The 25,334-nt window shown below is 71.2% G+C and carries 22 protein-coding genes; 8 read left to right on the top strand and 14 right to left on the bottom strand.

Annotated elements, in window-relative coordinates:
• Positions 1-9 precede the first annotated feature (9 nt).
• From KF837_37485 to KF837_37465, 5 genes are all read right to left on the bottom strand, one after another.
• Positions 10-1,422, bottom strand: a complete 1,413-nt coding sequence (locus KF837_37485) for a serine/threonine-protein phosphatase (protein MBX3233077.1) — start codon at positions 1,420-1,422, stop codon at positions 10-12.
• 87 nt (positions 1,423-1,509) lie between these two features.
• Positions 1,510-2,850, bottom strand: coding sequence for a Glu/Leu/Phe/Val dehydrogenase (locus KF837_37480; GenBank protein ID MBX3233076.1), 1,341 nt, complete (start codon positions 2,848-2,850; stop codon positions 1,510-1,512).
• Between the two features lie 69 nt (positions 2,851-2,919).
• Positions 2,920-3,777: a phosphatidate cytidylyltransferase gene (locus KF837_37475; GenBank protein MBX3233075.1), complete on the bottom strand. Its 858-nt coding sequence runs from the start codon at positions 3,775-3,777 to the stop codon at positions 2,920-2,922.
• Positions 3,778-4,548, bottom strand: a complete 771-nt coding sequence (gene uppS / locus KF837_37470; GenBank protein ID MBX3233074.1) for a di-trans,poly-cis-decaprenylcistransferase — start codon at positions 4,546-4,548, stop codon at positions 3,778-3,780.
• 107 nt (positions 4,549-4,655) lie between these two features.
• On the bottom strand, positions 4,656-5,258 hold the full coding sequence (locus tag KF837_37465; GenBank protein ID MBX3233073.1) for a Uma2 family endonuclease: 603 nt from the start codon (positions 5,256-5,258) through the stop codon (positions 4,656-4,658).
• A gap of 47 nt (positions 5,259-5,305) precedes the next feature.
• Between KF837_37465 and KF837_37460 the strand changes: the two genes are divergently transcribed.
• A complete protein-coding gene (locus KF837_37460) occupies positions 5,306-6,748 on the top strand; it encodes an anthranilate synthase component I family protein (protein ID MBX3233072.1) in 1,443 nt (480 codons plus the stop codon).
• 16 nt (positions 6,749-6,764) lie between these two features.
• On the opposite strand, the gene KF837_37455 is transcribed toward KF837_37460, so the two are convergent.
• On the bottom strand, positions 6,765-7,736 hold the full coding sequence (locus tag KF837_37455) for an aldo/keto reductase (GenBank protein MBX3233071.1): 972 nt from the start codon (positions 7,734-7,736) through the stop codon (positions 6,765-6,767).
• A 58-nt stretch (positions 7,737-7,794) separates the two neighbouring features.
• Here KF837_37455 and KF837_37450 point away from each other — a divergent pair, with 58 nt between their 5' ends.
• On the top strand, positions 7,795-8,742 hold the full coding sequence (locus KF837_37450; protein MBX3233070.1) for a LysR family transcriptional regulator: 948 nt from the start codon (positions 7,795-7,797) through the stop codon (positions 8,740-8,742).
• Positions 8,743-8,757: 15 nt separating this feature from the next.
• On the opposite strand, the gene KF837_37445 is transcribed toward KF837_37450, so the two are convergent.
• The 3 genes from KF837_37445 to KF837_37435 form a co-directional block, all read right to left on the bottom strand.
• Positions 8,758-9,147, bottom strand: coding sequence for a hypothetical protein (locus KF837_37445; GenBank protein MBX3233069.1), 390 nt, complete (start codon positions 9,145-9,147; stop codon positions 8,758-8,760).
• A 113-nt stretch (positions 9,148-9,260) separates the two neighbouring features.
• Complete coding sequence (locus KF837_37440) at positions 9,261-11,195, bottom strand: hypothetical protein (GenBank protein ID MBX3233068.1); 1,935 nt, start codon at positions 11,193-11,195, stop codon at positions 9,261-9,263.
• Positions 11,192-12,832, bottom strand: a complete 1,641-nt coding sequence (locus tag KF837_37435; GenBank protein ID MBX3233067.1) for a HAMP domain-containing histidine kinase — start codon at positions 12,830-12,832, stop codon at positions 11,192-11,194. Before KF837_37435 ends, KF837_37440 begins: the two co-directional genes overlap by 4 nt.
• Before the next feature lie 1,707 nt (positions 12,833-14,539).
• Here KF837_37435 and KF837_37430 point away from each other — a divergent pair.
• The gene (locus tag KF837_37430) at positions 14,540-14,974 is read left to right on the top strand and encodes a hypothetical protein (protein MBX3233066.1); all 435 of its coding nucleotides are present in this window, start codon (positions 14,540-14,542) and stop codon (positions 14,972-14,974) included.
• A gap of 193 nt (positions 14,975-15,167) precedes the next feature.
• Here KF837_37430 and KF837_37425 read toward each other — a convergent pair whose 3' ends face one another.
• Positions 15,168-16,361, bottom strand: a complete 1,194-nt coding sequence (locus KF837_37425) for an acetyl-CoA C-acetyltransferase (protein MBX3233065.1) — start codon at positions 16,359-16,361, stop codon at positions 15,168-15,170.
• Positions 16,362-16,426: 65 nt separating this feature from the next.
• Here KF837_37425 and KF837_37420 point away from each other — a divergent pair, with 65 nt between their 5' ends.
• Positions 16,427-16,867, top strand: a complete 441-nt coding sequence (locus tag KF837_37420) for a hypothetical protein (GenBank protein MBX3233064.1) — start codon at positions 16,427-16,429, stop codon at positions 16,865-16,867.
• On the opposite strand, the gene KF837_37415 is transcribed toward KF837_37420, so the two are convergent.
• The gene (locus tag KF837_37415; GenBank protein ID MBX3233063.1) at positions 16,857-17,702 is read right to left on the bottom strand and encodes a MaoC family dehydratase N-terminal domain-containing protein; all 846 of its coding nucleotides are present in this window, start codon (positions 17,700-17,702) and stop codon (positions 16,857-16,859) included. The two genes, KF837_37420 and KF837_37415, sit on opposite strands and share 11 nt — an antisense overlap.
• Before the next feature lie 48 nt (positions 17,703-17,750).
• On the opposite strand from KF837_37415, the gene KF837_37410 reads away from it, so the two are divergent.
• Both KF837_37410 and KF837_37405 read left to right on the top strand, forming a co-directional pair.
• A complete protein-coding gene (locus KF837_37410) occupies positions 17,751-18,452 on the top strand; it encodes a flagellar biosynthetic protein FliR (protein ID MBX3233062.1) in 702 nt (233 codons plus the stop codon).
• Positions 18,449-18,925: a hypothetical protein gene (locus KF837_37405; protein ID MBX3233061.1), complete on the top strand. Its 477-nt coding sequence runs from the start codon at positions 18,449-18,451 to the stop codon at positions 18,923-18,925. The genes KF837_37410 and KF837_37405 overlap by 4 nt, the downstream gene beginning before the upstream one ends.
• Here KF837_37405 and KF837_37400 read toward each other — a convergent pair whose 3' ends face one another.
• Entirely contained in the window at positions 18,926-19,750 is an 825-nt protein-coding gene (locus KF837_37400; GenBank protein ID MBX3233060.1) for a hypothetical protein, read from the bottom strand.
• Complete coding sequence (locus KF837_37395) at positions 19,741-22,095, bottom strand: protein kinase (protein ID MBX3233059.1); 2,355 nt, start codon at positions 22,093-22,095, stop codon at positions 19,741-19,743. Before KF837_37395 ends, KF837_37400 begins: the two co-directional genes overlap by 10 nt.
• Positions 22,096-22,307: 212 nt before the next feature.
• Between KF837_37395 and KF837_37390 the strand changes: the two genes are divergently transcribed.
• Both KF837_37390 and scpB read left to right on the top strand, forming a co-directional pair.
• Complete coding sequence (locus tag KF837_37390; protein MBX3233058.1) at positions 22,308-23,465, top strand: segregation/condensation protein A; 1,158 nt, start codon at positions 22,308-22,310, stop codon at positions 23,463-23,465.
• 371 nt (positions 23,466-23,836) lie between these two features.
• Complete coding sequence (gene scpB / locus KF837_37385) at positions 23,837-24,979, top strand: SMC-Scp complex subunit ScpB (GenBank protein ID MBX3233057.1); 1,143 nt, start codon at positions 23,837-23,839, stop codon at positions 24,977-24,979.
• Here the strand turns inward: scpB and KF837_37380 are convergent, their stop codons facing one another.
• Complete coding sequence (locus tag KF837_37380) at positions 24,980-25,306, bottom strand: XRE family transcriptional regulator (protein MBX3233056.1); 327 nt, start codon at positions 25,304-25,306, stop codon at positions 24,980-24,982.
• Between the last annotated feature and the right edge of the window lie 28 nt (positions 25,307-25,334).

Below are 25,334 nucleotides of genomic sequence, written 5' to 3'. Positions count from 1 at the left end.
CACCCCATGTTACGTCGAAGCGGCCGCCTCGCGCTCGGAAGGTGGCAGCCACCCCGGCTCCACGACCCGAAGGAGGATGACCGTGATGTTGTCCTTCCCGCCGTGCGCGTTCGCGAAGAAGACGAGCCGCTCCACCGCCGCCTTCGGGTCCTCTTCGTGGAGGAGCTGCGTCTGGATCGTCTCGTTCGTCAGCATCTTCGTGAGGCCGTCGGAGCAGAGCAGGTACACGTCATCGAGCTGCGGCGTCGCCATGATCACGTCGATCGGCACCGTCGGCCACACGCCGAGCGCGCGGCTCAGGTGCGCGCCCTCGGGCCCCGTCACGCCGTAGTCGGCCATCGTGTGGTCGGCGGTCATCTGCTTCATCACGCCGCCGCGGAGGCGGTAGCAGCGGCTGTCGCCGACGTGCCCGATGAAGAGCCGGCGGTTGTCGTCGCAGAACCGCGCCGCGCACAGCGTCGTGCCCATCCCCTTCAGCTCGGGCTTGAGCTCCGCCTCCACGAGGATCTGCGAGTTCGCCATCTGGATCGCGCGCGCGAGCTCGGACGCCGGCGGCGGCAGGTCGGCGTGCGCCTCCGCCTCGAACGACCGCTTCTCGAACGCGTCGTTGATCGTCTCGACCGCGAGCTTGCTCGCGTGTTGCCCGCCGCGGTGCCCGCCCATGCCGTCCGCGACGACGTAGAGGCTGTCGGGATCGCGCACGAGGTAGCTGTCCTCGTTCTGCTTCCGCCGCTTGCCCGGATCGGTCTGCGCGAGCGCGTACACCGCGAGGGCGAGCGGCGCGCCCTCCTGCCGCTTCTCGAGGTCCGCCCCTTCGTCGAAGACGTGCTTCTCGACCGGCGGCCGGATCGACTGGCGCTCGTAGCGTCCGACCCGGGTCGGCTCGACGTCTTCGTCCTCTTCGAAGTCGAGCTTGGGCACGACGTCGAGCAGGGCGGGCTCCGGCAGCCCGACGATCGTCTGCTTCTTGAAGCCGGCCTTCTTCGGGACCGGCGCCGGCGCCGGGACGTCGCTGTCGACGACGATGCGCTCCTTCGGCGGCGGGAGGTCCTTCGGCGGCGGCACGGTCGGCGGCTCGTCGGCCTCCTCGGGCTTCGTCGACGGAGCGGCCTCGTCGACGAGCTTCTCGACGACCGGCGCCTCGACCGCCTTCGCGGCGGGGCTCTCGGGCGTCGTCGTCTTCGTCTTCGCGGAGGCCTTCGCGGCGGTCTTCGCCGCCGTCTTCGCCGGCGGGCGATCGGAGGCCGGCCGGAGCGTCGGCGGCAGCGTCTTCGCCTCGCGCGCGGCGGACGGCTTCTCGGGGGCCGGGGGCGGCTGTTCGGGGGCGGCGGCCCGCCCGATCAGGCGCGCACGAAAAAGGTAGGCCGCGCCGCCTGCCGCGAGCAGGAGCGAGACGATACCGATGACGTCCGTGTCGGCCATCCGCGATCGGCGAGTCTACAATGCCGAACGCCGCTCCCCCCAAAAAGGCGGGAACGGCGCTTCGTGTTTCAGGCTCGCGTCAGCGGATCAGGGGAAGATCTCGCGCTCCTTGTAGACCGCCTCGATGCGCTGGAGAGCGAGGCCGTATGCCGCGATGCGGCGGTCGACCTTGTGCTGGCGCGAGAAGTCCGCGACCTCGCGGTAAGCGCGGGTCATCGCCTTCTCGAGCTTCGCGTCGACCTCCTCCTCCGTCCAGGACTCGCTGCGCTTGTTCTGGACCCACTCGTAGTAGCTCACGGTGACGCCGCCGGAGTTGGCGAGGACGTCGGGGAGGATGTCGATCCCCTTCTCGAGGAGGATGCGCTCGCCGATCGGGTTGGTCGGGCCGTTCGCGCCCTCGACGATGACCTTGCACTCGAGGCTCTTCGCCTCGTTCTCGCCGATCTGGTTCTCGAGCGCGCAGGGGGCGAAGATGTCCGCCTTCGTCTTGAAGAACTCCTCGCGCGTGATCGCCTTGCCGCCGGGGTAGCCCGCGATCGAGCCGTGGGTCTCGACCCAGTCCTGGAGCTTGTGCGCGTTGAAGCCCTCGGGGTTCAGGAGGTAGCCGGAGTGATCGCCGACCGCGATCGTGGAGACGCCGAGGCGCGAGAGGATGACGGCGAGGTGGGAGCCGACGTTGCCGAAGCCCTGCACCGTCATCGTCGAGCCTTCGAGGTCGAAGCCCTTCTCCTTCGCCCACTCGATGACGCAGAACACCGCGCCCTGACCGGTCGCCTTCGCGCGGCCGAGGGTTCCGCCGGAAGCGACGGGTTTGCCGGTAACGACGCCCTTCACGGATTGCTTGTTCGCGGCGCCGACCATGTTCGAGTACGTGTCCATCATCCACGCCATCGTCTGGCTGCTCGTGCCGACGTCGGGCGCGGGGATGTCGTACTCGGGGCCGATGTTCTCGCCGAGCGCGTGCGTGAAGCGGCGCGTGATCTTCTGGAGCTCGTTCTTCGTGACGGCGTGCGGATCGAACTTGATGCCGCCCTTGCCGCCGCCGAACGGGACGCGCATGAGCGCGCACTTCCAGGTCATCATCGCCGCGAGCGCCTTCACGTCGTCGAGGGTGACGGACGGGTGGAAGCGCATGCCGCCCTTGAACGGCCCGAGCAGGTTGTTGTGCTGGACGCGGTATCCCTTGAAGAGGCGGACCTCGCCGTTGTCCATCTTCACGGGGAAGTTGATGATGAGCTCGTTCTTCGGCTGCGAGAGGATGGTGCGCACGAAGTCGGCGAGGTCGAGCGTCCGCGAGGCGCGCTCGAGGTAGTCCTGGACGACCTTGAAGAAGTCGTACTCCTTCACGATGATCGTGCGCGAAGAGCCCGGCGGGGGCGGCACGGGGTTCGCGGTCTTCGTCTCGGTAGAAGAGTCGTTGGGTGACATCGAGGCTCTCTCTTAGTCCATCCTTGCGGGGCGGAAAGGGCCTAGTGCGCGAAATTTGATCGCGTTCACTCACGCATGAGTCACGAACCACAGGGTGTAGAGGAATGTGACGGCGCTCGTGAGCATCAAGGCGTCGACGCGGTCGAGGATGCCGCCGTGCCCGGGGACGATCGCGCCCGAGTCCTTCACCCCGAACGAGCGCTTGAGCAGCGACTCGCCGAGGTCCCCCGCCTGCCCGAGCGCCCCCGCGACGAGGGCGAGGACGACCCCGGCGCCGAGCGGGAGCGACGGCAAGAACCAGAAATGCGCGAGGAGCGCGCCAAGGGCGGCGCCGGCGAGGCCGCCGATCGCGCCCTCGATCGTCTTCTTGGGCGACACCGCCTCGTAGAGCTTGTGCTTGCCGAGGAAGCGCCCCGCGAAGTAGCCGCCGGTGTCCGCGAACCACGCGAACATGATCGTCATCACGACGTAGCCCGGACCCTGATCGCCGAGATCGCGGCGGAGCATGGCGAGGAGCGTGAGCGGCACGCCGACGAAGAGCGCCCCGAACCCGAGCGCCATCGCGCGGAGGCCGGCGGTCTTCATGTCGCCGAGGCGAAACAGCGTGAGGAGCGGCCCCGCGAGGGGGACGATCGCGAGGGTGGTGACGAAAATGCGCGGATCGAGATAGGCGAAGAACGTCGCCGCCGAGGTCGCCGCCGTGAGCGCGACGCCGAGCACCTGGGAGCCCTTGTCCCCCGGGTGCGTCATGTTGAAGAGCTCCCACGCCGCGATCAACGTCGCGGGGAGCACGAGCAGGTAGAAGCCCCAGGGCGCGCCCTTGTAGAGGAGGAGCAGGATGAGCGGCGCGCCGACGGCGGCGGTCGCGACGCGAACGGCGAGGTTCTTGTTGGCCGACTTCGCCTGCTCCTTCGTCTCTCGGGCCATCTATCCCACGAGGCGTAGCGGTGGCGGCGGCGCGAGGACGGGCTCGGGCGCTTTGCCCACGAGCCCGAAGCGCCGCTCGCGAGCCTGGTAGCTCGCGATGGCGTCGTAGAGGTCGACCTCGCTGAAGTCGGGCCACAGCACGTCGGCGAAATGGAGCTCGGCGTAGGCGAGCCCGTAGAGGAGGAAGTTCGAGATGCGTCGCTCTCCACCGGTGCGGATGACGAGGTCCGGGTCTCCGACCGTGAGGCTGGGCATGCGCTTGTGGAGCGCCTCCTCCGTCACGTCGTCGGGCGACGCGCGCCCGGCCGCCACCTCGCGCGCGAGCTCGCGCGCCGCGGTCGCGATCTCCTCGCGGCCGCCGTAGCTCAGGGCGAGGGTGAGCGTCATCTCGTCCTTGCCGGAGCTCTCGCTCCGCAGCGGATCGAGGACGCCGCGCACGACGGCGGGGAGGCGTCCGAGGTTGCCGATCGCGTTGAGGCGGATCCCGTTCTCGAGGATCTCGTCGCGCTCGGAGAGCAGGAACTCGCGGAGGAGCTGCATGAGCGCGTCGACCTCGAGGTCGGGGCGCGCCCAGTTCTGCTCGCTGAACGCGTAGAGCGTGAGGGCGCGGATCCCGAGCCGCCGCGCGGCGCGGACGATGCGGCGCACGGCCTTGGACCCCTCGCGGTGCCCTTCGACGCGCTCGCGCCCGCGGAGCTGCGCCCAGCGGCCGTTGCCGTCCATGATGATCCCGATGTGCGACGGGAGGTTCTTGGCTTCGACGAAGGTCATGGGCCGGGCGAAAACCGGGGTGGGGGCGTTCGGTAGCATGGTCCTGACCTGCAATCTACGGCGGAGCGCGGCCTTGGCCCCGTCCAGCCTCGGCGAACGGTCGCAGCTCAGGGCTGAGCGGTCTCTCCGGGGCTCGCCGGCTCTTCGGGGAGCCACCAGCGAGCGGGATGGACGTCGAGATCGAAGGGCGGCAAGCGGACGGCGTCCTCGTCGGTCGCGGTGGCGACGAGGACGGCGCGGCTCGCCTGGGACGCATAGACCTGCACGAGACGCGCGCCGGGATCGACGATCCAGATGAAGGGCACGCCCGACGCGGCGTAGTGCGGGAGCTTGATCGTGAGGTCCGTACGCACCGTTCGCGGCGACAGCACTTCACACGCCCAGTCGGGGAGGATGGTGATCGGATTGTCCTCCGGCAGCACGGGCACGTTCGCCACCCGCCATCCGGCCATGTCCGGATCGAACAGGCGCGCGCCGAAGCGCACCTCCGGCTCGACCTCGAGCCACCAGCCCCCCTTGCGCGAGACCTCGTCCGCGCCGTCGAGATCGCGAAACAGTTGCTGCGCCGCGCGGCGGTGCGGCCCGCCGGGGCGTCCCATCGTGATGTGGATCTCGCCCGGCGTGAGGATCTCGCCTTGCGAGCCCTCCGGCAGCGCCTGGATCTCGCGATAGAGATCCTCGAAGGACTTCTGGCTCGTCGCGGCGCTCATGTCCTCATCGTAGCGCGACTCGAGACGCGCTCGAGTATCGTGGGGCGGTGAAGGTCGTCACACGCACGCTCGTCTCCGACGCGCTCACGCCCGTTCGGGCTTATGCCTCGCTCCGCGCGAGCGATCCCGACGGCGCGTCGTTCCTCCTCGAGAGCGTCGTCGGCGGCGAGCGCTGGGGGCGCTTCTCGATCCTCGGCTACCGGCCGCGGTGGGAGGCGATCCTCGATCGGATCGGCTGGAAGATGGTGCTCCGTCGCGGCGCGCCGCCGGCGGTGACGCTCGGAGAAGGAGGCGATCCGATCGCCTCGGCGGGCGGGCTCTTCCAGGGACGCGCGGTGGACGGCGACGCGTCGACGGCGGCGAAGTTCGCGGCGGCGCACGTCGGCTACCTCGCGTGGGACATCGTTCATCGCATCGAGAAGGTGCCCGCCGGCAACGACGCGACGTGGACCAGACACTTCGTCCCGCTCGCGCGCTTCCTCGGCGGCGCCGTCGTCATCGTGTTCGACGCGCTCGCGCAGACGGTCACGATCGCGGCGGAGTCGGCGGACGACGTCGAGCGCGCCTACGCCGATCTTCACCGCTCCGCCGTCCTCGGCGACATCGCGGTCCCCGATCGGACGCGCATCCCCGCCGACGTGACCACCGATCTGACCGATGCAGAATACAAGGAACGCGTCCTCGCCGCGAAGGAGTACATCGCGGCCGGCGACGCGTTCCAGATCGTCCTCGCGCGCACGTTCTCCGTCCCGCGCGAGGGGCGCGATCCGTTCGACGTCTACCGCGCGATGCGGCTCGTCAACCCCTCGCCGTACATGTACTTCCTCGATCTGCCGCCGGCCGAGGGAGCGACGGAGCGGCTCTGCATCGCGGGCGCGTCGCCGGAGACGATGGTCCGCCTCGACGCGGACGGGACGATGACGGTGCGGCCGCTCGCGGGGACGCGGCCGCGCGGCAAGACGCCGGAGGAGGACGCCGCGCTCGAGGAGGAGCTGCTCGCGGATCCGAAGGAGCGCGCGGAGCACGTCATGCTCATCGATCTCGGGCGCAACGACGTCGGTCGGGTGTCGACGATCGGATCGGTGGAGCTCGTGCGGAGGTTCGAGATCGAGCGCTACTCGCACGTCATGCACATCGTGAGCGAGGTGCGCGGCAAGGTCCCCGCCTCGACGCCGCCGCTCGAGGTCGCGCGCGCGGCGTTCCCGGCCGGGACGCTGAGCGGCGCGCCGAAGGTCCGCGCGATGCAGATCATCCGCGAGCTCGAGGCGCGCCCGCGCGGCATCTACGGCGGCGCGATCGGCTGGATCGGCGGCGGCGGCGACCTCGACCTCGCGATCGCGATCCGGACCCTCGTGTGCAAGGGCGACACGTTCGAGGTCACCGCCGGCGCGGGCGTCGTCGAGGCGAGCGACCCCCAGAGCGAGGCCGACGAGACGCGCAACAAGGCGCGCGGCGTCCTCTGCGCGATCGAAGCAGCGCCGAAGCGCTGACGCTCGCCGCTCGCTGTCACCGCTCGCTGTCGAGCATCTTCATCTGCGCCTCCTGGTAGCGCGGACCCTGGATCGCGCCGGGCGGAAAGATGCGCTCGAGCTCGGCCAGCTCGCCGGCGCCGAGCGGCCGGTCGGCGACGTCGAGCACGTCGAGCTGCGCGCGGGTGCGGGCGCCGATCACCGGCACGAACCGCGGCTCCTTCGCGAGCGCCCACGCGACGCAGACCTGCGCCGGCGTGCGGCCGATCTTCTCCGCGAACGCGCGGAGCTTCGCGACCGGCTCCTCGTTCGCGCTCGTCGCGAACCGCGGGAGGTGCGCGCGGAAGTCCGCCTTCCCCGCCGGCTTGCTCCCGCTGAGGAGGCCGCGCGAGAGCACGCCGTAGAGCGTCGCGCCGATCCCGAGCTCATGGAGGACGGGGAAGATCTTCTCCTCCGGGCCGCGCGTCGCGATCGCGTACTCGATCTGGAGGTCGACGATGGGGTGCACCGCGTGCGCGCGGCGGATCGTCTCCGCCCCTACCTCCGAGAGGCCGATGTGCTTCACCCAACCGGCCTTGATCAGGTCCGCGATCGCGCCGATCGTCTCCTCGATCGGCACCGCGGGATCGAGGCGGGCGGGACGGTACACGTCGATGACGTCGACCCCGAGGCGCGTCAGGCTGTACGCGACGAAGCTCTTGATCGCGGCGGGCCGCGCGTCGAAGCCGACGAACGCGCCGTCGGGCGCGCGCAGGGCGCCGAACTTCACCGACAGCTGCACCTTGTCGCGCCGCCCGCCCGCGAGCGCGCGGCCGAGCAGCATCTCGTTGTGGCCCATGCCGTAGAAGTCGCCGGTGTCGAGCAGCGTGACGCCGCGATCGATCGCCTCGTGGATCGTCGCGATGCTCTCGTCGTCGCTCGACGCGCCGTACATGCCCGACATGCCCATGCAGCCGAGCGCGATCGCCGATACCTGCGGACCCGTCTCTCCGAGCTTGGTCGTCTTCATGGCGTTCACCCTACGGCGCGCCGTCGATGAAGATTAGTGAATAGGATACATACGATTCATGAACGTGGCTTATGGACGCGACCTCGACCTGAACCTGCTCCGCGTCCTCGTCGCGGTCGCCGACACCGGCTCGGTCACGCTCGCGGCGGCGCGGCTCTACCTCACCCAGCCCGCCATCAGCGCGGCGCTCCGCCGCCTCACCGTCGCGATCGGCGCGCCGCTCGTCGCGCGGCACGGGCGCGGCGTCGTCCTCACCGAGCGCGGCGCGCAGCTCGTCGCCGACGTGCGGCCGCACCTCGACGCGGTGATCGCGGCGTCGCTCGCGCCGCCGCGCTTCGACCCGCGGACGAGCGAGCGCACGATCCGCCTCGGCCTCGCGGACTCGGCGGAGCAGTGGCTCTTGCCGCCGCTGCTCCGCCTCCTCGCGCGCGAGGCGCCACGGATGCGCGTCGTGGTGCTGCCGGTGCAGTTCCGCACCGTCGGCGACGCGCTCGCGCTGCGCCGCATCGACATGGCGGTCACGGTCGCGGACGAGCTGCCGCGCGCGATCCGCCGGCACCCGCTCTTCACGGGCGGGTTCGTCTGCCTCTTCGATCCGCGCCACGTCAAGCTCGGGAAGCGCCCGTCGGAGCGCGCGTACTTCGCGCACGAGCACGTCATCGTCTCGTACAACGGCGACCTCCGCGGCCTGGTCGAGGACTACCTTGGGCGGCAGCGTCGCGTGCGCTGCTCCGTCGCGGCCTTCCACAACATCGGCGCGATCGTCGAAGGGAGCGCGCTCGTCGCGACGGTGCCGGCGACCGTCGCGCGCGCGATCGTCCGCCTCCACCCGAAGCTCCAGACCGCCCCCGTGCCGTTCCACATCCCACCGGGCAGCATGGACCTCCTATGGCCAACCGCCCTCGACGCCGACGACACGTGCCGCTTCGTCCGCGACGCGATCATCCACCTGACAAAAACAACGCGCGCGGCCTCCACGAAGGGAGTCGCGCGCGGGAGACGCTGAGGCCGTCAGGTCAGGTCAGGCGAAATACGCCTTGACCGAGGAATCGGTGAGGGTGCGGAAGGACTTCGCCATGATCCATGCGCTGACCGCGCTGTAGGCCGCGGTGATGATCAGGCTGAGCTCCCAGGCGTGGACGAAGGCCCACGAGGCCTGCGCCGCGCTGTAGGCGCCGCCGAGGGTGGAGAGCGCCGAGACGGCGATGAGGATGAAGCGCGCGGTCGACGACTTGCGGACGAGCGCGCGACCCCAGAGGTAGACGAAGATCCAGCTGACGACGAGCCCGAGCGCGCCCCAGACCAGCGTGAAGACGCCGATGCCACGCTGGAGCAGCGTGACGATCGCGGAGAAGACGGCGAAGCCGTACCAGGTGTTCGTCAGGTTCTCGATCTTCGCCTTACCGCCCATCGCCTTCCTCCAGCTTCAACTCGACCGTCCTTCGACGGCCGACCCACCATGATCATTCCACCCCAAGCGTGCAGAGATTTCTACGCGCCCGGCGCACAAATGATCTCGAGCAATCAGCGTGCCGTCGCCGGCACGAGGGGATCGCTCGCCATGGTGGGCTGGCTGGCGCGCGCGCGGATCACACCGACGTCGTTGTTCACAGGCAGCCAAATGCGGAAAATCATTCCGCCGTGGTCGGTGTTGTCGACCTCGATCGTGCCCATGTGGATCTCGACGATGGAGCGCGCGAGCTGGAGACCGAGACCGAGACCTCCCTGCCTCCGCGCACTCTCGGCGCTCTTGAAGGCGTCGAAGATCTTCTCGCGCTCGGCGACGGGGAGGCCCTCGCCGCTCGTCTCGACCTCGATCCGGAGGCGCTCGCCGGCGTCGGCGGGGAGCGTCGCGCGCACCGGGACGATGCCCTTGTCGCTGAAGCGCGCGGCGGTCATCACGACCGCGGTGAGCGCCTGCGCGATGCGCGTGCTGTCGATCGTCAGCATCGGGATGCCCGGCTGGATCTCGCCCATGATCTTCACCTCCGTGCCGACGGTGAGATCGCGCGCCTCGAGGACGGCGGACATGACGACGTCGCTCACCGCCGACGGCGACGGCGAGACCTCGAGCTCGCCCGCCTCGACGCGCGCGCTGTCGAGGATCGTGTCGATGAGGACGAGGAGCTCGCGCCCGCGCTGCTCGATGATCGCGAGGCTCTCGAGCTGCTCCTTCGTCATCGGGTTGCGGCGCACGAGCTCGGTGAAGCCGAGCACGGCGTTGAGCGGCGCCTTGAGGTCGTGGCTCATCGACGCGAGGAGGAGCCCGCGCATGCGCTCGGTCGCCTCGCGCGCGTCGATCGCGCGGCGCTGCGCGGACGCGAACTGGCGGAAGATGCCGCCGAGCGCGTCGATCGCGCGGAGGAGCCCGTCGACGTTCGAGAAGCGCGCCTCGTGGAGCATGATCGTGCCGCGCATGACCTCGGCGACGCCGGCGCGACGGATCTCGCGCGTCGCGAGCGCGAGGTCGGCGTCGAAGAACGCGGCCACGCGCGTGCCGAGCAAGCCGGCGAGCCCGACCGCGGCGAGCGCGAGGATCGCGTAGGCGAAGAACGCCGGTGAGACGCGCGCGGTCCCGAAGCGCACGCGCGCCCCACGCTGTCCCTCGAGCCGGATCGTGAGCTGGGTCGAGACCTCGTCGCCCTCGCGGATCGGCTCGTTGCCGAGCCCGTCGTTGCTCGCCATCGGCTCGACGTGGAAGCCGAGCGACGCGGCCGCCTCGATCGCCGCGTTGCGCGCGGAGAGCTCCTCCGGCGTGGCGTTGTCGAGGTCCTCGAACGCGGCGTGGGCGAGGTCGACCGCGTCCACCGCCCGCGCGGCCTTGTCGGAGGCGCGCGCGTGCGAATCGGCGAGGAGCGACGCGCCGAGCGCGACGAAGGCGACCGGGAGCGTGACGGCGGCGACGTAGCGCTTCCGCACGCGGCCGAGGACGCCGCGCCCGACCTGGCGCAGCCCCTCCTCCGCGAGCTTCGGCGAGACGAGCTCCAGCGTGCGCGCCACCTGCGCGCGCATGAGGACGTAGGCGGGGAGCGTGGTCGTGCTCGCGAGCGTGAGGACGAGCACGTTGATGCCGAGCTGCGTGACCATGTCGAGCGCGTGCGGGCGCAGCGGCTGGAGGAGCGGGAAGAGCGAGACGACGAAGGCGAACCCGACGTTCGCGATCGCGAGGAGCGCGGGGGTCCCGTAGAGCGCGAGGACGTGGCGCGCGTCGGTCGGGGCGCGCCCTGCGTCGAGCGCCTTGAGGAGCGGGCGGATGCGGAAATGCGCGACGACGGCGAGCCCCGCCGAGAGCGCGGCGCAGACGAAGCCCATCGCGAGGATGACGAGCAGCGACGCGCTCGACGACCGGTCCTCGAGGAGGAGCACGCGCGGCGCGAAGACGGCGGAGAGGAGGAACGCGACGACGTGGGTCGCGATCTCGATCGCGACCAGGCGGAGGAGGAGGCGCGCGGAGATCATGGCCCGCCTCCCCACGGCGGCATCGACGGCGGGATCGAGGGGCCCTGCGGAGGAAGCGACGAGAGGCCGGGTCCGTTGAGCTTCCGCGAGGGCGGGGCGTCGATGTTGCCGATCGGGAGGCTCACCTCGAAGGTGGAGCCGCGCCCGAGCTCGCTCTGCACGGTGATCGTGCCGTGGTGGAGCGTGACGAGGCGGCGCGTGATGGCGAGGCCGAGGCCGGTGCCGCGGCGCCGCGTGCGCTCGGTCTTCGCCTGCTGGAACTCCTCGAAGATGAGCGCGCGATCGGCCTCCGAGATGCCGGGGCCGGTGTCGGTGACGCTCAGCACCGCCTGCGCGCCGACGCGCCGGACGCTCACGACGACCTCACCCTGCTGGGTGAACTTGATCGCGTTGTTCACGAGGTTGCCGACGATCTGGCGGACGCGGCGGCCGTCGACGCGCGCGACGAGCGACTCGCCGAGGACGCGGACGACGAGGGGCCGGTTGCCGACGAGGCCGCGCGCCTCCTTGACGACCTCGTTGGCGAGGGCGAACACGTCGACGCGGCTCCGCGCGAGGCGGAGCTGCCCCGCCTCGAGCGCGGAGAACTCGAGGATGTCGTTGATGAGGCCGAGGAGGTGCTGCCCCGACCCGCGGATCTGCTCCACCTCTTCCTTCGCCGACGGCGAGAGCGGACCGTCGACCTCTTCCATCAGGATGTCGGCGAAGCCGAGGATCGCGTTGAGCGGCGACCTGAGCTCGTGGCTCACCGCGGCGAGGAACGCGGCGCGCTCGCGATCGGCGACCGACGCGCGCGCGAGGTCCCCGCGGTACGCCGCCGACGCGCGACCGAAGCGCGCGACGAGCTTGTTGAACGTGGCGGTGAGGATGCCGATCTCGTCGAGCGCGCGCGCGGGGATGAGCTCGCCGGTGGGCTCGGTGCGGATCTGCGCCATCGTGCGGACGCGATCGGTCACGAAGTCGACGTCGCGCGTGATGTCGCGCGACACGGCGTACGCGACGCCGGCGGCGGAGCCGAGGAGGAGCACCGTGAGCGCGACGAGGGCGCTGAGGAGCGCGCTCCCGCCTTCGGCCGGCGGCTCGGGCACGAGGACGATCAGGAACTGGCTCGGATCGACGGGCTGCACGAAGTAGCGCGCGCGGCCCATGCGCTGCATCACGAACGCGCCCTTTTTGTGCGCGAGCATGTGGCGGAGCGCGTTGCCGTCGGGCGCCCCCACCGTGGCGTCGTAGAGCACGTCGCCGCTCGGCGAGACGACGACCATCTCGGCGTGCCCGCGGCGCTGCGCGAACTGGGTCGCGTCGAGCCGCCGCGACGGCGGGATCCCTCCGAGCCGCGCCGCGACGGTGACGGCGAGGAGCTCCGCGCGCGCGCCGGCGTGCTCCTCCCCCGCGCGCGCGAGCTGGTCGAGGCCGACGAGCCCGATCGCGAACGCGACCGCGAGCCCGATGATGACGACGAGCACGGGCGCGAGCGGAAGGAACGGCCACCCCGACGTGAGCCGCGGCGCACGCGCGCGCACGGCGTCGGCGGGCGGCATGTCCGAGGCGCGGAGCATCCCGAGCTCGGCCGGCGAGGGCGCATCCGTCGGCGCCTCGGTCGGAAGGAACACGACGTCACCGGCCCCGCTCCCCATCAACGGCTGCGTAGGCAACCGCGGCCGCAGCAACGGCGCCCCAAGCGGCGGCGGCGCCTCGTACGAGGGCGGCGCATCGGACGGAGCCCGTCCACCTGCCGCCGCGAATCCGGGAGTTATACTGTATTCGAGCGAATCGCCGTATCCATGCGATACGACGTACTCGTGCAACGCACCATGTCCAGGAGGCCCGCCGTGTCCCGTAGGCGCATCGTCTCCGTGCAGCAGCCCGCCGTGTCCCGTCGGTGCGTCGTCTCCGTGCGGCTCGCCATATCCCAGCGGCACGCCGTGCCCGGGTGGTCCGCCATGTCCCGTAGGCGCGTCGTCTCCGTGCAGCCCGCCGTGTCCCGTCGGTGCGTCGTCTCCGTGCGGCTCGCTGTATCCCGACGGCCCGCCGTGTCCTGCCGCGCCGTATCTCGGTGGCGCGCCGTATCCCGGCGGTGCGTCGGGTCTGGGCGGCGCGCCGTGTCCCGGGAGCGCGCCGTATCCCGGCGGTGCGTGTCCTGGTGGCGCGCCGTGTCCCGAAGGCGCGCCGTATCCCGGCGGTGCGTCGGGTCTGGGCGGCGCGCCGTGTCCCGGGAGCGCGCCGTGTCCCGGGGGCGCGCCATGTCCTGCTGGCGCGCCGTATCCCGCCGCGCCTTCGAGCGGCCCGCCATGTCCTGCTGACGCGCCGTATCCCGCCGCGCCCTGCGGCGGCTCATGCTGTCCTGCTGGCGCGCCGTATCCCGCCGCTCCCTGCGGCGGCCCGCCATGTCCTGCTGACGCGCCGTATCCCGCCGCTCCGTGTGACCGCTCACCTGCTGGTGCGCCCGCCGCGCCGTATCCCGTCGCCCCGCGGGGCGGCCCGCCATGTCCTGCTGGCGCGCCGTATCCCGCCGCCCCTGGCCGCTCACCTGCTGGCGCGCCGTATCCCGCCGCCACCTGCGGCGGCTCACGCTGTCCTGCTGACGCGCCGTATCCCACCGCGCCCTGCGGCAGCTCACGCTGTCCTGCTGGTGCGCCCGCCGCGCCGTATCCCGTCGCCCCGCGGGGCGGCCCGCCATGTCCTGCTGGCGCGCCGTGTCCCGGTAGCGCGTTGTATCCCGGCGGTGCGCTGCGACCCGGGCCCGGTGCGCCTTGGCCCGGTGATGCGCGGTGGGCCGAGGGCAGAGGCGGGGGCGCGGCGCGGCGCGGTCGGGGAGGCTGGGGCGGTCGTGACGGCGTGGGGTCGGGCGCGGCGGGCGCGAAGTGCGCGTCGCGGGGGACGACCTCGGTCGGGTCCGGCGGCATGAGGACCTCGCCCGGCACGGTCGGGTCGGGCACGAGATCCAGCGGGTCGAGCCGCGTGTCGCGTCCGCTGTCGCCCTCGTTCTTCATCGCCCGCGCTTCATCGCCCGCCTGAGTCCGCTCGTAGGCAAATGTAGCGCGAGCCGCACGTCGTTCGAGCGACTGTCCACAGGGTGGGACCCTTCTGCCCCAGGGGATGCTTGGAGCTCCAACGTTCGCGGGGTTGGAGCGCAGGGAAATGCATCGAGCGGCAGATGGACGCAGCGCTTTCGTCGTCACGACGCAACGCGCCGTACGTTTTCGTATTTTCACGCTTGTCGCGAACGGATTGACAGCGCAATAGAGAGGGAGCGGATGCGATTGTTCCGGCGCTCGACCAGCGACACCAAGACGTCGGTTCTCCGACGCGAAGGCGTTTCGGCGTCGAGCGATGCTGCGTCCATGCCCGTCCCCGCCGCGCCCGTCTCTCGCCCCGCCGTCGTTCGCGCCGCCGAAGCCGCCGAAGAGGCGCCGGAGACGCCGCACGGCAACACGGACGCCGTCCAGGCCGTCGCCGTCGCTGGCGCCGTCCAGGCCGTCGATGTCGAGCCCGAGACGGTTTACGACGGTTTCGAGGATTCCGACGTCTTCCTCTGCAAGGAAGAGAGCCGGCCCTCGGCGGTCCCGGCCGTCCGCGAGGTCACGCTCTTCGTCTACGGCTGGTCGCAGGTCGAGCCCGGCCTCCTGTCGTGGACGTTCCAGGACCTCCGCTCCGCGCTCGACGCCGTCCAGCGCATGAAGAACGCGATCGCCTGGTGCATCGTGCAGGGCACCGGCTGGGACGACCTCGCCGCCGCCCGAACGAGCGGCAAGGTCCTCGTCGAACAGCTCGCCTGATCGACCGAGCACGCAGCCGCGCGGCCCGCGCTTCAGTACGTCGGCTTCGTCGCGCAGTCCGCCTGCTGAAGCGCTGGTTCGCGCACTCGGCGCAGGCCTGCGTCGGGTTCACGCCCGCGCAGAAGGAGTCGCCACACTCCGCTCCGCACACGGCGCCCGCGCAGATGCACGAGCCGCGCTGGGCCGCCGCCGATCAGACGCGCTCGAGAACCACCGCGAGGCCCTGGCCGCCGCCGATGCAGGCGCTGCCGACGGCGTAGCGGGCGTTCTTGCGCGCGAGCTCGTAGACCAGGTGCGTCGTGATGCGGGCGCCGCTCGCGCCGAGCGGGTGGCCGAGCGCGATCGCGCCGCCGTTCACGTTCGTCTTCTCTCGCGGGAGACCGAGCTCCTTCTCGACCGCGAGGTACTGGGGCGCGAACGCCTCGTTCACCTCGAAGAGATCGACGTCCGCCTGGCTCAGCTCCGCCCGCGCGAGCGCGTTCTTGATCGCCGGCGCCGGGCCGATGCCCATGATGCTCGGGTCGACGCCCGCCACGCCCCACTGCACCAGGCGCGCGAGCGGCTTCAAGCCCTTCGACTTCGCGAAGTCCTCCGTCGTGAGGACGAGGACCGCCGCGCCGTCGCAGATGCCCGACGCGTTGCCCGCCGTCACCACGCCGTCCTTCTTGAAGACCGGCGCCAGCTTCGCGAGCGCCTCCATCGTCGTCTGCGGGCGCGCGTGCTCGTCGACGGCGAACTCCACCGTCGCCTTCTTCGACTGGATCGAGATCGGCGCGATCTCGTCCTTGAAGACGCCCTTCTCGTTCGCCGCCGCCCAGCGCTGCTGGCTCGTGAGCGCGTACGCGTCGCAGTCCTGGCGCGAGAGCCCGTACTTCGTCGCGAGGTTCTCCGCCGTCACCGCCATCGGCGTGTTGTTGTAGCTGTCGGTGAGCGCGCTCCAGAGCGAGTCCTCGACCTGCGGCGCCTTCCCGAACGGCCAGCCCTCGCGGCCGCCGCGGAGGATGTGCGGCGCCTGCGTCATGTTCTCCGTGCCGCCGACGAGCACCGCCTCCGCCTCGCCGAGGAGGAGCTGCTCCGCGCCGTTGATGACCGCCTGGAAACCCGAGCCGCAGAGGCGGTTCACCGTGAGCGCCGGCGTCGTGATCGGGAGCCCCGCCTTCAGGCCGACGTGGCGCGCGCAGTAGATCGCGTCCGGGCTCGTCTGCATGACGTTGCCGATGATGACGTGGCCGATCGCCTCCGCCGCGATCCCCGACTGCGCGATCGCAGCCTTGGCCGCGTGGACGGCGAGGTCGGTCGCGCTCACGCCCTTCAGCGTGCCCGACATGGTTCCGAAGGCAGTGCGCTTTGCGCCGACGATCACGAGCGACTTGGGGAGCTTGGCCATGGGGGTCTACTTAGGCGTTTTGTGCGCCTGGCGATAGACCCACGCGAGCGATACGCTCTCGAACGATGAACGGCGGCGCTCCGACCTGCGGGACCTGTGGCGGCCTCAACACCAACCCGCAGGCGATGCAGTGCCGCTTCTGCGGGCAAGCCCTCGCCCCGCAAGCACCGCCGATGCAAGCCCAAGCCTACGGCGCACCGACCGGCTACGGAGCCCCGCCGCCCGGCGCTTACGGCGCGCCGCAGCCGCAGGCGTACGGTCAACCCTACGGCGCGCCGAACCCGTACGGACAGCCGCCCAACCCGTACGGAGGGCCGAACCCGTATGGCCAGCCCTACCCCGTGCAGGGCTTCGGGGGCGCGCAGCCCTTCGGCGCCGGCAACGCGTACGTCAACCGCGGGTGGGGCGGCGGCTGGAGCACCTTCTTCTGGATCCGCCTCGGCATCGCCGCGATCGTGATCGGCATCTCGCTCCTCGGCGCGTGCGTCAACGCGATCACGCACTGAGCGCGTAGGCCGCGGTGCACACCGCTTCGTCGCGCTCCTTCACCTTCACCTGCAGCGCGATGCGGCCGCCGTCGAGCTTCCAGCCCTCGGTCACGAGCGTGTCGCCCGGCCACACCGGCTTGCGGAACGTGCAGCCGAAGCCCGTGAGCTTCGAGGCGTCGCCGCCGAGCGCGCCCTTCGTGACGTGACGGACCATGTGCCCGTAGGTGCAGAGGCCGTGGAGGATCGGGCCCTGCTCGAAGCCGACCTTCGCCGCGAACTCGGGATCGGCGTGGAGCGGGTTGAGATCGCCGGAGAGGCGATAGAGGAGCGCCTGCTCGGGCGTCGTCTTCTCTTCGACCCGGAAGTCGGGCTCCGCGCGGTCCTTCGGGATCTCCGCCGCCTTCTCCTCCTTCGGCGGGGTCGTGCCGCCGAAGCCGCCCGCGTTGCGGATGATGATCTGCGTGCGCGTCTCGGCGACGAGCTCGTCGTTCACCTGGATCGTCGTGTCGATCATCACGATCGCGAACTTTCGCATGTCGTAGATGCCGTCGATCTTCGACGTCGCGAGCGCTCTCCCCGAAGGCGGGAACGGCGCATGAACGCGCGCGCGCTCGCTGCCGTGCACGACCATCGCGAGGTCGCCGCCCGTCTTCACGACGCGCTCGAGCATCGCCGCGAACATCGGCACCACCGCGAAGCTCGGGATCACCTTCGGGCCGCGGCCCTCGTAGAGGTAGTCGAGCTCGTCCTTCTTCGCGCCGATGCCGAGGGCGTAGAGCGCGGTGTCCTTCCACGTGTAGTCGAGGACGTGGGGCGATCCGTTGTGTCCGACGAGCGAGAGATCGAGCGGCATCCGCGCCGATTCCCATGACGAACGGGCCGTGTCAATCTGCGCCCCACGGTGGCTCTTCTCGTCGACCTCGAGGCGCTGGGGCTCGCGTGGGCACGCTTCGCGCCGACGCTGGCGATCGTGCCCGCGTTCGGCCTCAAGGCGCTGCCGGTGCCCGCGCGCGGGATCCTCGGCGTCGCCCTCGCGGCCGGGATCTACCCTGCGATCGCGCCGATCGCGGAGCTGCGGTCCGAGCCGTGGGTCGTCCTCGCGCTCGAGCAGATCCTCCTCGGTCTCCCCGTCGCGCTCGCGGCCGCGATCCCGCTGTGGGCGGCGACGATGGCGGGCGGGCTCGTCGATTCGCTCCGCGGCGCGCAGGATGGCGCCGGCCTCGCGGTGGTGGAGGGCGGCAAGACGACGCCGATCGCGATCCTGCTCTCGCTCCTCGCGAGCATCGTGTTCCTCTCGACCGGCGGGCCCGCGCGCGTCGCGACCGCGCTCACGACCGCGAGCTTCGGCGCGCATCCTCTCCTCGACGCCGCGCAGGCGATCGTGGCCGGGATCGGGATCGCGATCGCGGTCGGCGCGCCCCTCCTCGCCGCCGCGGTCGTCCTCGAGATCGCGTTCGCGCTCGTCGCCCGCGCCGCCTCGCCCTCGCAGGTGCACGCGCTGCTCGCGCCGCTCCGCGCGCTCGGGCTCCTCGCCGTGATCGCGCTCGTGCTCGATCGCATCACCTCCGTCCTCGCCCTCGCCGTCCACGCGAGCCCGACGTGACCTCTCGCCCCAGGAAAAAGAAGCCCGCCCGCGCGAAGGTGTCGCCGCAGCACGTCGTCTACGCGCTCGTCGCGCTCTTGATCGCGACCGCCGCCGCGCGCGAGGTCTGGCGGAAGACACCACCACCGCCGCCGCCACCGCCGACGGCGCCCGTCGCGTCGGCGCCCGCACCGAGACCGGCGATCTGGGACGTCGCCGTCGCGAACGATCCGGCGCACAGCGGAACGGAGCAGCGGCTCACGATCAAGACGAAGCCCGGCGCCGAGTGCGACGTAGGGCTTTCCTCGATCGAGGGGACGATCGACGACGCGCCGGGCCTCGGCCCGAAGCGAGCCAACTTCCAGGGCGACGTCGCGTGGACGTGGGCCTCGGAGTTTCCGCCCTTCGAAGCGAAGGAGCCGCTCATGATGAAGCTCGAGATCGTGTGTGACGGCGCGAAGGCGGAGCACCTCTACACGCTGCTGCCCCCCTGATCAGAGCGGCAGGCGATACCCGATCGTGAGGCCGATCTCGAAGACCTGCACCGAGCCGCCCAGCGTCGCGCAGTCGCCGATCGGCGAGCACTGCGGCTCCTCGGGCAAGATCCAGTGGTAGCCGCGCACGTTCGCGCCCGCGAGCCAGTTCTCGCTCAGGTAGTACGTGCCGCCGGCCTGCACGCCGAGCGCGAAGCCCTCGGTGCGGATCGTGACGTCGGGCGTGCCGAGGATCGGCGGCACCTTCGGCGCCTTCGTCGAGAACGTGTCCGCGACGATGACGCCGCCGCCGGAGAGGCCGACCCACGCCTCGAACGACTTGTAGTGGAGCGGGACGTAGCGGCCCTCGACCCCGAGGAAGAGGTACGATCGCGAGTGCGTCCGCGAGAGCGACGAGAGGCCGCCGTATTGCTGATCCGACGTCGGGCTCGGCGCGAAGATGGCGCCGGCGCCGAGGATGAAGTCGCGATGGAAGCGGTAGAGGATGTGGATGCCCGTCTGGAGCGTGGCGTCGCCGCGGCCGATGCGGCCGACGATCGGCGTGTCGCCGCCGCGCTGGCCCGGCGAGATCGGCGCGTTCGGGAGCGCGATGACGCCGGCCTCGAGCTCGGCGATCGTGTGCGGGCGATCGATGATGTGATCGAGCGCGCGCGGCGACGTCGGCGGCGGCACGGTCGAGGGCGTGCCCGAGAACGGGCGGTTCGGGGTCGGCGTCCCGTCGCCCGGCCCCGGCTGCGGCATGTCCCCGGTCGCGGGGGCCGCGGACGCGATCCCCGAGGAGAGGCAGCACGCGAGCACCAACCCGGCGCGGCGCATCACATCCATTTCACGCTCCCGGCCGGGGCAGGCGCAGGCGCAGGCGCCGGCGCGGGACCGGGCGCGGGCGCAGGTCCGGGGGCGGGGCTCGGCGGCGCGGCGCCGGCGGTCGAGACGATGCGCTTCGCGTGGACCGGCTTGCCGTCGACCGCGGTCGAGAACGCGACGTCGAACTTCCCTCCCTCCGTGAACACGTAGCTCGTCTTGAAGACGCCGGGCGCGGTCGGCGCGGCGGGGAGGCGGACGCCGCCGGGGACGCCGGGGCCGCTGACGGTAAACCCGGGATCGACGAATTCGCCTTTGTTCGGCGCGATCCGGGCGGTGAGGTCGACGGTCTGCCCGACCTTCGGCGACGCGACCGACACGTCGACGAGGGCCTTGTAGTCGATACGTGCAGCTTGCACGGATCCACCCGGCGCCGGCGGCAGGGTCCCGGGGTGCGCCGACGGCGGCGGCGTGAGGGTGGGCGCCGCGCTCGGGCTGAACGTGGCGAGCTCGGACTCGTACTGCTCGACGAGGCGCTTCGCCGACGCGTCGGTCGGATCGAGCTCGTGCGCGAGGCGCGCGAGGCGCAGGCCTTCGAGGACGTCGCCGGCGGAGCGCTGCGTGACCGCCTGCGTCGTGAGCGCGCCCGCCGCGCGCTGGCGGATGTCGAGGAACCGCTTGTCGTTCGGCCAGCGGCGGAGCCCCTCGTCGGTGATCTCCTTCACGTTCTCGCCCGCCGGCTCGGTGAAGTGGTTCTTGAACATCGCCTCCGTCGCGCGCGCGACGTACGTCTCCTCCTCCGCGTCCCCGCCGAGGCGACCCGTCTTGTAGGCGTAGCCGAGCGCGATCGCCGCCCCGAGCGCGAAGCACGCGAGCACGACGAGCCACCGCGATCGCGGTACCTCCTTCACCGCCTCGGCCGCGGCCACGGCGAGACGTGGCGCGCTGGGCGGCGGCGTCGGGATCTCCGGGCTCGACGGCGCGCGCGCCTGCGGTCCGGTCGGGTCCGGGGCCGGCGTCTCGTATTGCGTGCGGATCGGCGTGTCGCCCGGCATCGTCTTCGGAAACGAAGGGACGGACGGGCTCTTGTCGTCGTCGTCGAGGGTGTCGTCGACCGACGCGGTCGGGGCGAGGCGCGGGTGCGAGCCGCTCGCGTCGGGGACGGAGCCGCTGCGCGCGGAGGTGGCCTCCTGCAAGCGCGCCTGGAACTCCGAGGGCGGCTCCCACTTCACCGTCGCAGCGGTGGGCTTGCCGTTCGCGGCCGGCTTCACGATCTCGGGGTTGGGCGCGGCCTCCGCCTGCGTGCGCTCGAGCGGCGCCATCTTGATCGCGGAGGGGGAGCGCTTGAGGTGCGGGCGCGCGAGCTCGTCGGGGGAGAGGCCCGCGAGCTTCGCGGCGTCGAAGATCGCTTGCCCGAGCGATCGCGCGTCGGGCTCGCGCTTCGCGGGGTCCTTCGCGAGCGCGGCCATCACGACGTCGGCGATCGGCTGCGGGACGTAGGTCGCGCGCGCGAGCGAGCGGAGCGACGGCGCGGGATCGTGGATCTGCTGCACGAGGAGGCCGACCGCCTGATCGCCGTCGAAGGGCGTGCGGCCGGAGAGCATCTGGTAGAGGAGCGTCGCGATCGAGTAGACGTCGCTCGCCGGCGTCACCGCGAGGCCCTGCGCGCCCTCCGGCGAGATGTAGCGGGCGGTCCCGAAGATGAGGCCCGCCGCGGTCGCGACCGACTGCTCGCCCCAGTTGATGCGCGCGATGCCGAAGTCGAGCACCTTCACGAAGTCGTGGTCGGCGCCGCGACGCACGAGCATCACGTTCTCGGGCTTGAGGTCGCGATGGACGATGCCCTGCGCGTGCGCCTCTCCCGCCGCCTCGCAGAGCTGGAGCGCGATGTGGAGCGCGCGCGGGAGCGGGAGCGCGCCGCCCGCCGCGGCGAGGGCGCTCTGGAGGGAGAGCCCGTCGAGGTACTCCATCACCATGTAGAGCGCGCGGTCGGGGAGCTGACCCGCGAGGAGGACGGAGACGACGTTCGGGTGCGTGAGGCGCGACGCGACCTTGGCCTCGCGCGTGAACCGCGAGACGAGCTGGGCGTTGGCCGACAGCTCGCGGTGGAGGATCTTCACCGCGACGTCACGGTCGATGCCGCGCTGGAAGGCGCGGTACACCCGGCCCATCGCGCCGACGCCGACGAGCTGACGGATCTCGATGTGGCCGGAGATCTCCTGCCCGAGGTACGGATCGGCCGCCTCGCGCTCGGCCGCCGCCGCGCTCTGGAGCGGGGTCCCGTCGGTCGGGCAGAAGAGCGCGTCGGCGGGGAAGCGCCCCCCGCACGAAGCGCAGACCTTCATCGCCTCGGCCGTTGCCTCTTGCACCGACAGACATACTACGCCGAGGATCGCCCAAATGCGCCTCCGGTTCGGACGTTCGCGTTCTGCGGCTTCTACGTCCGCGGCGCGGACGCCAAGCTCTTCAACGGCGCGACGACGTAGGCCGCGATGATGCACGACGGGACGAGGGACGTCCGGGACGTCTGCCTATTGAAGTCGCGGCGTTGGACGCATAGAGGTCGTTTATCGTGTCGGCGGTGCAGATAGGCGAGCGTCCGGCCGGCGGGTACACCGTGACCCTGCCGACCTTCGAGGGGCCGCTCGACCTCCTCTTGCACCTCTGCCAGAAGCACGAGCTCGACGTCCTCGACATCCCGATCGCGTTCGTGACGGAGAAGTACCTCGAGTACCTCGCCGTCATGCAGCTCATCGAGCTCGACGTCGCGAGCGAGTACCTCGTGATGGCGGCGACGCTCGCGCACATCAAGTCGAAGATGCTGCTGCCCGCGCCGCCGCCGGGCCAGGAGGACGACGTCGCGGGGGAGGAAGAGGACCCGCGCGAGGCGCTCATCCGCCGCCTCCTCGAGTACCAGAAGTACAAGCAGGCGGGCGAAGAGCTGCAGTCGCGCGGCGTCGCGGGTCGCGACGTGTTCCTCCGCGGCACGCCGATCGAAGAGGCGATCCACACCGGCCTGCCGCCGCTCGCGCAGGTGCCGCTGTTCTCGCTCGTGGAGGCGTTCCAGAACGTCCTCGAGAAGAGCAAGGTCCACCTCACGCACGACATCGTGCACGAGCGCGTCACGCTCGCGGATCGGATCAACGAGCTCGTCGACATCCTGCGCGTGAAGAAGCGGGTCGCCTTCGAGGATCTCTTCGAGGGGCAGACGACGAAGTTCGATCTCGTCATCACGTTCCTCGCGCTCCTCGAGATGACGCGCCTCCGGATGACGCGCCTCTTCCAGGAGAGCTTCGACGCGCAGATCTGGGTCGAGTTCAGCGCGCAGGTCGCCGCCGACGAGACGCTGGAGGAGAACGAGGAGAACGCGGAGGAGGAGAGCGCGCCCGACACGCCGCTCGTCGCGCCGCCGGTCGACGCCGATCCGCCGCCCGACATCGACGCGGGGCTCGCGGCGCTCAACGGCGTCGAGGCGCGGGCCGAGCCAGAGCCGGAGCCGGCGCTCGAGGGCCTCCCGCGCGACACGCCCTCGCGTCCGGCGGAGACGGGCCCGCTCACGTCGCCGGACGAGCCGCCGCCGTCCGACCGATCGGGGCAGCTCGACGAGCTCCTGTCGTCCACCGACGTGAGCGCGCTCGACGACGAGGATTCGCCGTTCGACGATCGCGACATGACGACCGACGACGAGCCGCCGCCTTCGCAGGACGTGCCGTCGCTCGACGACGAGGGTGACCCGTGAGCAAGCGGAAGAAGCCCGCGCGCGCCCCTGCCAACGGCGAGACGGAGGTCGTCGCGGCGCCGGAGCCGGCGCCGAGCCTCGAGCACGACCAGACGCACGAGGACCTCTCTGCCATCGCCGCGACGGTGACCGCCGCAGTGACCGCGAAGACGCGCTCGCGCAAGAAGCCCGCGCCGCCCCCCGCGCCCATGCCCGCCGAGGAGCCGCCTTCGTTCCCCGCCGAGGAGCCCATCGAGGAGCCGCCGGTGTTCCGCGCCGAGGAGCCGCCTTCGTTCCCCGCCGAGGAGCCGCCTTCGTTCCCCGCCGAGGAGCCCGCGACGGGCGCGCAGGAGAAGCGCGGCTCGACGGGCGCGCAGGAGAAGCGCGGCTCGATGCGCACGCTCGAGGACCTCGTCGCGAACGTGAGGGCGAAGCAGCCCGAGCTGGGCGGGCTGGGCGAGGCGGGCGGACCGGGAGAGGCGGGCGGACCGGGAGAGGCGGGCGCGTCGCTCGAGGAGCTCGACGTGGAGACGACGGTGAACGTCGCCGGCGATCTCCTCGATTTTCCCGGGCGCGACGACCTCGACGCGCCGACGATCAACGTCGACGCGGTGGAGCTCGCGGACGTCGATCGCGTCATCGGCGATCAGCGCAAGCACCTCCGCGGGCTCATCGAGGCGCTCGTGTTCGCGAGCGACACGCCGATCAAGTCGAAGGAGCTCGCGAAGCTCGCGTCGGCGTCGCCGAAGAACATCGAGGACGTGCTCGCGGAGCTCCAGAAGGAATACGCGCCGCGCGGCATTCGCCTCGAAGAGGTCGGCGGCGGATGGGTGTTCCGCACCAACGCGGACTACGCGCCGTTCATCCGCGACCTCACGAAGCAGCGCCCGGTGCGCCTCACCCGCGCGCAGGTCGAGACGCTCGCGATCATCGCGTACCGGCAGCCGATCACGCGGCCCGAGATCGACGACGTCCGCGGCGTCGACAGCGGCCCCGTGCTCAAGCTGCTGCTCGAGCGCGACCTCGTCCGCATCCTCGGCAAGCGCGACGAGGTCGGCCGCCCGATCCTCTACGGCACGACGCAGGCGTTCCTCGAGTTCTTCGGCCTCAACTCGCTGAAGGACCTCCCTACCCTGCGCGAGTTCACCGAGCTCACCGAGGAGTCGCGCGAGAAGTACGAAGAGGAGCTGGGCGAGGCCCCCGCCGAGCGGCCGATCGCCCAGGACCCGAACCGCCCGCAGTACCGCACGCTCGTCGATCCCGAAGAAGGCGGCGGCGAGTACGAAGGCGACGAGGACCTCAAGACCGACGAGGATCCGACCGCCGTATCGCGCCGCCCCGACATGCCGGAGGAGGAGAGCGACGCCGACATCGACGAGGATGGCGACGACGTCGACGAGGACGGCGACGACGAGGACGATGATGACGATGACGATGACGATGACGATGACGACGACGATGACGACGACGACGACGACGACGACGACGATGACGACGATGACGACGACGACGACGACGACGATGACGACGAGTGACTACTCGTCCTTCGGATCGTCGTAGCTCGCCGCGAGCTTCATCACGTCGTCGCGCAGCTTCTTGTGGGCGAGGAGCTTTCGCATGAGCTCCCACAGCGCGGGGTCGGCGAGGACCTTCATCGGCGCGTCGCCCTTGGCCTTCTTCGGGATGGCGGAGGGACCGGCCTTGCGGAGCGCCGCCATGCGGTCGACGAACGCCTTCGTCGGGAAAAGATCGCCCTTTTCCCACGCCAAAACGGTGGCTTGCTCGATCTCGAGCACGTGCGCGAGCTCCTTCGCCGTGCACGAGAGCTCCTTCCGCAGCGCCTTGATGTCTTCGGGGCTCACGCGCGCATCTATAGCATCGTTGCCCCGG

The sequence above is a fragment of the Labilithrix sp. genome, assembly GCA_019637155.1.
Classification (GTDB): domain Bacteria; phylum Myxococcota_A; class Polyangia; order Polyangiales; family Polyangiaceae; genus Labilithrix.
Note: the sequence above shows the minus strand (reverse complement) of the source record. Positions and strands in the feature narration are given on the sequence as shown.

Excerpts from the sequence above, each read along its gene's own strand:
- KF837_37485 (MBX3233077.1), bottom strand. The coding sequence starts at position 1,422 with ATGGCCGACACGGACGTCATCGGTATCGTCTCGCTCCTGCTCGCGGCA.
- KF837_37440 (MBX3233068.1), bottom strand. The coding sequence starts at position 11,195 with ATGATCTCCGCGCGCCTCCTCCTCCGCCTGGTCGCGATCGAGATCGCG.
- KF837_37420 (MBX3233064.1), top strand. The coding sequence starts at position 16,427 with ATGAACGGCGGCGCTCCGACCTGCGGGACCTGTGGCGGCCTCAACACC.
- KF837_37480 (MBX3233076.1), bottom strand. The coding sequence starts at position 2,850 with ATGTCACCCAACGACTCTTCTACCGAGACGAAGACCGCGAACCCCGTG.
- KF837_37455 (MBX3233071.1), bottom strand. The coding sequence starts at position 7,736 with ATGAAGACGACCAAGCTCGGAGAGACGGGTCCGCAGGTATCGGCGATC.
- uppS (MBX3233074.1), bottom strand. The coding sequence starts at position 4,548 with ATGACCTTCGTCGAAGCCAAGAACCTCCCGTCGCACATCGGGATCATC.
- KF837_37430 (MBX3233066.1), top strand. The coding sequence starts at position 14,540 with ATGCCCGTCCCCGCCGCGCCCGTCTCTCGCCCCGCCGTCGTTCGCGCC.
- KF837_37445 (MBX3233069.1), bottom strand. The coding sequence starts at position 9,147 with ATGGGCGGTAAGGCGAAGATCGAGAACCTGACGAACACCTGGTACGGC.
- KF837_37465 (MBX3233073.1), bottom strand. The coding sequence starts at position 5,258 with ATGAGCGCCGCGACGAGCCAGAAGTCCTTCGAGGATCTCTATCGCGAG.
- KF837_37415 (MBX3233063.1), bottom strand. The coding sequence starts at position 17,702 with ATGCCGCTCGATCTCTCGCTCGTCGGACACAACGGATCGCCCCACGTC.
- KF837_37425 (MBX3233065.1), bottom strand. The coding sequence starts at position 16,361 with ATGGCCAAGCTCCCCAAGTCGCTCGTGATCGTCGGCGCAAAGCGCACT.
- scpB (MBX3233057.1), top strand. The coding sequence starts at position 23,837 with ATGCGCACGCTCGAGGACCTCGTCGCGAACGTGAGGGCGAAGCAGCCC.
- KF837_37475 (MBX3233075.1), bottom strand. The coding sequence starts at position 3,777 with ATGGCCCGAGAGACGAAGGAGCAGGCGAAGTCGGCCAACAAGAACCTC.
- KF837_37435 (MBX3233067.1), bottom strand. The coding sequence starts at position 12,832 with ATGGGGAGCGGGGCCGGTGACGTCGTGTTCCTTCCGACCGAGGCGCCG.
- KF837_37450 (MBX3233070.1), top strand. The coding sequence starts at position 7,795 with ATGAACGTGGCTTATGGACGCGACCTCGACCTGAACCTGCTCCGCGTC.
- KF837_37400 (MBX3233060.1), bottom strand. The coding sequence starts at position 19,750 with ATGGATGTGATGCGCCGCGCCGGGTTGGTGCTCGCGTGCTGCCTCTCC.